The 7,652-nt window shown below is 70.0% G+C and carries 6 protein-coding genes; 1 reads left to right on the top strand and 5 read right to left on the bottom strand.

Annotation, left to right across the window (positions count from 1 at the left end):
* From G6016_RS17280 to G6016_RS11555, 5 genes are all read right to left on the bottom strand, one after another.
* On the bottom strand, positions 1–244 hold a 244-nt coding region (locus G6016_RS17280; RefSeq protein WP_277815141.1), incomplete at its 3' end, for a biotin carboxylase N-terminal domain-containing protein.
* Positions 245–321: 77 nt separating this feature from the next.
* Positions 322–1,920, bottom strand: coding sequence for an acyl-CoA carboxylase subunit beta (locus tag G6016_RS11540; protein WP_182632793.1), 1,599 nt, complete (start codon positions 1,918–1,920; stop codon positions 322–324).
* Complete coding sequence (locus G6016_RS11545; protein ID WP_182632794.1) at positions 1,917–3,119, bottom strand: acyl-CoA dehydrogenase family protein; 1,203 nt, start codon at positions 3,117–3,119, stop codon at positions 1,917–1,919. The genes G6016_RS11540 and G6016_RS11545 overlap by 4 nt, the downstream gene beginning before the upstream one ends.
* A 61-nt stretch (positions 3,120–3,180) precedes the next feature.
* A complete protein-coding gene (locus tag G6016_RS11550) occupies positions 3,181–4,980 on the bottom strand; it encodes an acyclic terpene utilization AtuA family protein (protein WP_241730256.1) in 1,800 nt (599 codons plus the stop codon).
* Positions 4,977–5,795, bottom strand: coding sequence for a TIGR03084 family metal-binding protein (locus G6016_RS11555; protein WP_182632795.1), 819 nt, complete (start codon positions 5,793–5,795; stop codon positions 4,977–4,979). Before G6016_RS11555 ends, G6016_RS11550 begins: the two co-directional genes overlap by 4 nt.
* Before the next feature lie 136 nt (positions 5,796–5,931).
* Between G6016_RS11555 and G6016_RS11560 the strand changes: the two genes are divergently transcribed.
* Entirely contained in the window at positions 5,932–7,539 is a 1,608-nt protein-coding gene (locus G6016_RS11560; protein WP_182632796.1) for an AMP-binding protein, read from the top strand.
* The last annotated feature ends 113 nt before the right edge of the window (positions 7,540–7,652 follow it).

The raw sequence follows: 7,652 nt of genomic DNA on the forward strand, positions 1-7,652 counted from the left end.
CGGCCGCCCCGGCCGCGGCGATCACGAGATCGCCGCGCAGATAGGTCTCGGCCGGGGTGTTGCCCGGCAGTCGGACCGCCGCGTCGGCCTCCCGGGTGTGAGGGGCGCCGGAGTCGGCATCGGAGAAGACGGCCACCGTGGCCATGCCCAGTGCGCGGGCGGTGTGGTGGACGCGTCGGGCGATCTCGCCGCGGTTGGCCACCAGGACTGAGGTGATCGGGCGCGTTGTCGTCGTCGTCGTCATCGGGGTTGTCCCGGACATCGGGGACGCCGCGGCGGTGCGCGGCTGGGCGGGGTTCGTGGAGCTCATGGTCTGGTTCCTCACATCCGGAAGACGCCGAAGCGGCTCGTGCCGGCGACCTCGGCGGAATGGATCGCGGACAGGCTCAGTCCCAGCACGGTCCGGGTGTCACGGGGGTCGATCACGCCGTCGTCGTAGAGCATCCCCGACAGGAACGCCGGCAGGGACTCCTTCTCGATCTGGCCTTCGATCGCGGCCTTGAGCCCCTCGACGGTCGCCGGGTCCATCTCCTCCCCGCGCGCCGCCGACGACGCGGCGGCGACCGAGGTCACCACGTCGGCCAACTGCTGCGCGCCCATGACCGCCGACTTGGCGCTGGGCCAGCTGTAGAGGAAACGCGGGTCGAACGCGCGGCCACACATGCCGTAGTGGCCCGCCCCGTAGGAGGCCGCGGTGATGAGCGACAGGTGCGGGACCTCGGAGTTGGAGACCGCGTTGATCATCATCGAGCCGTGCTTGATGATCCCGCCGCGCTCGTACTCCGAACCCACCATGTAGCCGGTGGTATTGTGCATGAACAGCAGGGGCGTGTCGTAGCGGTTGGCCAGTTCGATGAACTGCGTGGCCTTCTGGGCCTCCTCGCTGAACAGGACGCCCCGCGCGTTGGCGATGATCCCCACCGGGTAGCCGTGGATCTCGGCCCAGCCCGTCACCAGGCTCGCGCCGTAGAGCGGCTTGAACTCGTCGAAGTCCGAGCCGTCCACGATGCGGGCGATGATCTCCCGCGGGTCGAACGGGATCTTGAGGTCCTCGGGGACGATCCCCAGCAGGTCCTCGGTCGGGTACAGCGGCTCGGCCACCTCGGCGCGCGGGGCGCGACCGGCCTTGGTCCAGTTCAGCCGGCGCACGATGCCGCGGGTGATGCGGGCGGCGTCGGCCTCGTCCACGGCGAGGTGGTCCGCGAGCCCGGACACCCGGGCGTGCATGTCCGCGCCACCGAGCGTCTCCTCGTCCGCGATCTCGCCCGTGGCCGCCTTGACCAGCGGCGGGCCGGCCAGGAAGACCTTGGACTGCCCGTCGATCATCACGATGTGATCGCTCATGCCCGGCACGTACGCGCCGCCGGCCGTCGAGTTGCCGTAGACCACAGCGATGGTCGGGATGCCCGCCTTCGACAGGCGCGTCAGGTCCCGGAACAGCGCCCCGCCGGGGACGAACACCTCCTTCTGCGTGGGCAGGTCGGCGCCGCCGGACTCCACGAGGTTGATCACCGGCAGGCGGTTCTTCATGGCGATGTCGTTGAGCCGCAGCATCTTGCGCAGCGTCCACGGGTTGGAGGTGCCGCCCTTGACCGTGGGGTCGTTGGCGATGACCATGCACTCCACGCCCTCGACCACACCGATGCCGGCCGCCACGGAGGCGCCGGTCTGGAAGTCCGAGCCCCAGGCGGCGAGCGCGCACAGTTCCAGGAACGGGGACTCGCGGTCCAGCACCATGTCGATCCGCTCGCGGGCGGTGAACTTGCCGCGCTCGCGGTGGCGGGCCACCGTGCGCTCGCTACCGCCGGCCAGGGCCGGGGCGAGATCGGCGGCGAGCTGGTCGAGCTTGCCCTCCATCGCCTTCCTGGCGGCGCCGAACTCTGCGCCGCCGGTGTCCAGTGTCGAGCGCAGGAGGGTCATGCCGAGAACCCCAGACGCTTGCCGGCGAGGGTGGTGAGGATCTCCGTGGTGCCACCGCCGATGCCGAGGAGTCGCACGTCGCGGTACTGGCGGCTCACCTCGGACTCGGACATGAAGCCGAGCCCGCCGAAGAGCTGGACCGCCTCGTTGGCCACCCACTCCGCGGTCTCGACCGCGGTGTTCTTGGCGAAGCACACCTCGGCGATCGCGTCGTGCCCCGAGACCGCGAGGTTCACGCAGTGGTGGGTGTAGGTGCGGGCGATGTCGATACGGCGGGCCATCTCGGTGACCGTGTTCTGCACGGCCTGCCGGGACAGCAGCGGGCGGCCGAAGGTCTCGCGCTCGCGGACCCAGTCCAGGGTCAGGTCGAGGCAGCGCTGAGCGTGCGAGTAGCCCTGGCAGGCCAACGCCGCGCGCTCGGAGACGAAGCCGGTCGCGATCTGGGCGAACCCGCTGTTCTCCTCGCCCACGAGGTTCTCGACCGGCACGCGGCAGTCGTCGAAGGTGAGCTCGGCGGTGTCCGAGGCGCGCCAGCCGAGCTTGTCGAGCGGGGCGGATCGGTGGAATCCCGGGGTGTCGGTGGGGATGACCAGCAGGCTCACGCCGGCCGCACCCTTGAGTTCCTCACCGCCGCTGCGCACCGCGGTTACCACGAAGTCGGCGCGGACGCCGGAGGTGATGTAGGTCTTGGCGCCGTTGACGATGAAGTGGTCACCATCCCGGCGGGCGGTGGTGGTGAGGTGCCCGACGTCGGACCCGCCACCGGGCTCGGTGATGGCCAGTGAGCCGATCAGCTCGCCGGCGAGCGTGGGCCTGACCCAGCGCTCGATCTGGTCGGGGCGCCCGGACTGCGCGAGGTGCGGGACCGCGATGCCGCAGGTGAACAGCGAGGCGAACACGCCACCTGAGACCCCCGCCTCGTGGAGGGCCTCGCACACGACGAGCGAGTCGATCATGTCGCCGCCACCGCCACCGACCTCCTCGGGGAACGGGACGCCGAGCAGGCCGAGCTCGCCGGCCTTGAGGTGTAGCTCGCGTGGGATCAGGCCGGCGGCCTCCCACTCGTCGAGGTACGGCAGGATCTCGCGCTCGGCAAAGCGTGTGGTGGTCTCGCGAAGGGCGAGGCGCTCCTCGCTGTACCAGGGGTCGCCGGGAACGTGCGGCGGCACCTTGACGGATGTAGAGATAGTGCTCGTCACTGGAATCTCTCCTTGAAGGATCTGGCGATTCGCGGGCCGCGGCGGGCTGCGAACTGTGAGGTCAGGCGGTGCCCGGCGCCGGCACCGGCGCCAGAACGGAATCGGGGACGTCCACGACGCGCGAGCGCAGCCACTCGGCCAGCCCCTTGGCCTGGGGGTCCCAGCGGTAGCCGTGCGCGACACCCTTGCCGAGCAGACCGTCGATCACGAAGTTCACCGCGTGCAGTCGCGGTAGCTCGTAGCGTTCGATCGGAAGATCAGCGGCCTCGGGCAGGAGCCGGCGGACCTCGTCGACGGTGAGGGTGTCGAGCATCCAGCGGTAGGCGTGGTCGTCTGCGGCCCACAGGCCGATGTTGGCGGTGCCGCCCTTGTCGCCGGATCGCGCGCCCAGCACGTCGCCGAGCGGACGTCGGGTCGTGGGACCGGTCACCGGGGCGGCGGTAAGGGGCTCCCCGTCGGCGCCGAGTCCGTCGGAGGCATGGCCGTCGCCCATCTCGACGGTCTCGGCCGGCGGCTCGATCGCGACCTCCGTGCCGTCTGGCAGCACCGCGAAGTGCGGAACCGCGGCCTGGTCGAGGTAGGCCGGGATGTAGACGCCGTACGGTCCGCCGTGGCCGGGCGGGCCGCTCGGGGTGGCGCCGGGGTAGCTGGCCAGGGCCATGGCGACGGCGGCGTCGGTGAACGCGCGACCCACCACGTCGGCGTCCGGGTCCCACCCGACGATGGTGAGCATCGCGGTGGCGGCGGCCTGGGTGTCGGCATCGGGATGATCGGTGCGGTGGAGGCGGAACTGCAGCTCGGCTGGCTCGCGCTCGAGCCCGGCACGGAACTGGCGCTCGACCAGCGCGGCCTTGTCGTCGATATCCAGTCCAGTGAGCAGGAAGGTGATCTCATTGCGGTGACCGCCGAGGCAGGTCACAGATACCTTCGTGGTGGGCGGGGCGGTCTCGCCGCGGACCCCGGTGATCCGGACCCGGTCCGGCCCCTCCTGTTCGAGCCGGGCGGTGTCGAGGCGGGTCACCACGTCGGGGCCGCCGTAGCGGGCGCCGGTGACCTCGTACAGCAGTTGGGACACGACGGTTCCGACGGTGACGGCGCCGCCGGTTCCGGCATGCTTGGTGATGACGGACGTGCCGTCGGCGGCGATCTCGGCGATCGGGAATCCCGGTGCAACGGGGTCTGAGATCTCGCCGCGATTGAAGAAGGCGTAGTTGCCGCCGGTGGCCTGGGTGCCGCACTCGATGACGTGCCCGGCCGCGGTGGCGCCGGCCAAGGCGTCGAGGTCGTCGCGGCCCCAGCCGAAGTGGGAGATCGCGGGACCGACGATGACGGAGGCGTCGGTGACGCGTCCGGTGACGACGACGTCGGCGCCGGCATCGAGACACCGGGCGATGCCGAACGCTCCGAGATACGCATTCGCAGTCACCGGATGGCCGGCGTCGGACGGGATGCTCAGCTCTCCGACACGGTCGATGAGGTCGTCACCGTGAACGTAGGCGATCTTCGGCCCGAGACCGAGCCGCGCACCGAGCTCACCGATCGCCGCGGCCAGCCCGGCCGGGTTGAGGCCGCCGGCGTTGGCGACGATCTTGACCTTCTTCTCCAGCGCGAGCGCGAGGCAGTCCTCGAGCTGGCGCAGGAACGTCTTGGCGTAGCCGAGATCGGAGCTTTTCATCCTGTCGCGGCCGAGGATGAGCATGGTCAGCTCGGCGAGATAGTCGCCGGTAAGAACGTCGAGTTCGCCGCCCTCGAGCATCTCGCGCATCGCCGAGATCCGGTCGCCGTAGAACCCGGACATGTTGCCCACACGGAGGGCGGGCATTGCCGACGCGGTTCCGGGGTTCTGTTCAGTCGCGGTCATGATCGCGTTCCCTTCTCCCGGCCACCGCCGGGCAGTCCGGCGAAGGCCTGCGCGATCCGCAGCCACTCCGCAGCGTCGTCCCCCAGCGTCTCCAGGTCGGTGTCGTCCAGGTGAACTCGCTGGGTGACCAGCAGGCAGAAGTCGAGGAGCGGGCCGCTCACCCGCTGGTCAGCCCCCGCGGTGCCGAACTCGACGGCGGTTCCGTCGGGGTGCGTGAGGGCCACGTGAATCTCGGAGGTTGGTGCCTCGAGCCCGTTCATCATGTAGGCGAACGCGCGGGTCTTGAATCCCAGCTTGGCGACGTGCGGCAGGGCCGCGACGAAGGCCGGGTCGTCATTGACGGGGCTGCCGAGACCATCGGCCACGTCGATCCCATGGGCCCAGCTCTCCATGATCCGCGCGGTGATCATCGAGCCGGGACGCATGGGCGGCCCGAACCACGGGAGCTTCTCCCCCGGGTCCGCGGACCCCAGCGCATCGGCTAGTTCGCCACGGGCCCGCCGCCATCGGCCGAGGACCTCGTCCCTGCCGGTGGCGGCGATCTCGGCGGCGCCGGCGTCGACGAACCCGGCGGGGTCGGCCATGGCGGTCTCGACGACCTTCGCGAAGGCGTCCGGGTCGGTGATGGCCAGGACAGAGACCTCGTCGGTCCAGGTCAGGTGGGCTATCTGCATGGCGACATCCCAGCCCGCGGCGGGGGTGTCGGTGTTCCAGCGAGCCGCGCCGGCGGCGTCGACGAGCTCGTCGAGACGGGCACCGAGCGCAGCGAGGACCTCGATCGGCTCCTCGGACGGTGCGGACTGCGATTCGGTCATGTGACGACGATCTCAGACGACGGCAAATAAAGCAAGCACGATTGCTTGCTTTTATGCGCCGGCTTTGCCATTCTGGACGAGCAGTGATCTTCCTCACAACAGCTGCGCCCCCTCTCCCCACCCGAACGGAGCACTCGTGCACCTCGACCTCACCGGAATCGACCCCACCGATCACGCCCTCGCCCGACGCTGCTCGGTGGGAGATATCCCGACCCGGGCGGCGGCCACCTTCTCCGACCGAACCGCGGTCACCGACGACACCGGATCCTGGACTTACCGCGAACTGGAGTCCACCGCGAATCGCCTCGCACATGGACTCGTCGACCTCGGCGTGGCAGAGCAGGAGCCAGTGGCGATCCTGTCGACGAACTGCCGCGAATTCGTTGCCACCTACTTCGGCACTGCCAAAGCCGGCATGGTCAGTCTCCCGATCAACCTGCTGTCCGGGCCGGAAAACATCGTTCATGCGCTCGTCGACTCCGGCACCCGAGTGCTCGTTGTCCACTCCACGTTGGCGGAGCTCGCGCTCGGTGCGGTCGCCGCGGTTCCGGCGATCGACCACGTCGTCGTCGTCGGCGGGGTTCCTGACGGGCTTTCCACCGCACCAGACGGACCCGCCCTGCTCGGGTGGGACGACTTACTCGCCGGCGACGACTCCAACCCTGACACGGTGATCGGCGACCGGCAGGTCGTCCAGTGCCTCTACTCCTCTGGCACCACCTCCCGCCCCAAGGGTGTCCTCACCTCCCACCTGGCGGTGACCATGGCGGGCCTGTCGAACGGTGCCACCTTCGGCATGCCGTGGGGCGCCACGGGCGCGGTGACTGTGCTCCCGCTCCCGCTGTTCCACACCGCCGGCCTCAATGGAGTGCTCATGGCGGGCATCACCATGGGCGCAACCATCCACCTCCTGCCCGGCTTCGACCCGGTGCAATACTCGGACACCGTCGCCCGCGTCCGCGCCACGCACCTCGTGGGACTGCCGCTCATGCTGGCCGCACTCGCCGACGGGGCGGACCGAGGCCTTGACCTGAGCTCGATCGAGATGCTGCTCTACGCGATGGCACCGATGTCGGCCGACATGCGGGAGCGACTTGCCTCGGCACTTCCTGATGCACGGATCGTCCTGGGCTCGGGCATGTCCGAGTGCACCCCTGCCACCGTAATGCAGTGGCCCGAACTCAACCCCGACAAGTCCGACTCGTGGGGATACCCGACTCCGGTCGCCGAGAACCGCATCTGCGAACCCGGAGGCGAGGATCTGGTGGACATCGGGGGCGACGGCGAGCTCGCCTACCGCGGCCCGACCGTGATGGAGGGGTACTGGAACAACCCGGACGCCAACGCCGCGGTGTTCGTGGGTGGCCACATGCACTCTGGCGACCTGGGCCGAATCGATTCGGACGGTGTGGTGTGGTTCTCCGACCGGGTCAAGGACATCGTCAAGTCCGGCGGCGAGAACGTCAGCTCACTGCACGTCGAGCGCGTGCTCATGGACCATCCGCACGTCGCCGAGGTCGCGTGCATCGGCAGACCCGATCCCACGTGGGGCGAGCTGGTGATCGCGGTAGTGGTGCCCACCGATGACGCGCCCGGCCACGAAGAGCTGGTGGCCTCCGTGACGGCCTTCGGCGCCGAGCGGCTCACATCCTCCCAGCGACCACGCGAGGTGGTGATCACCGACGCCATCCCCCGCACCGCGACCGGCAAGATCCGCAAGGTCGAACTGCGGTCGATGGACTGATCCCGCCGCGACGCCGCGCGCTACGGGCCGTACTCGAGCAGCTCGCCCGGGACCTCGAGCCGCGCGGAGGCGAGCTCGGCCCCCAGCCCGGCCACCGGGGCCACGCCCCGCGG

The sequence above is a fragment of the Dietzia aerolata genome, from assembly GCF_014144865.1.
Taxonomy (GTDB): Bacteria; Actinomycetota; Actinomycetes; order Mycobacteriales; family Mycobacteriaceae; genus Dietzia; species Dietzia aerolata.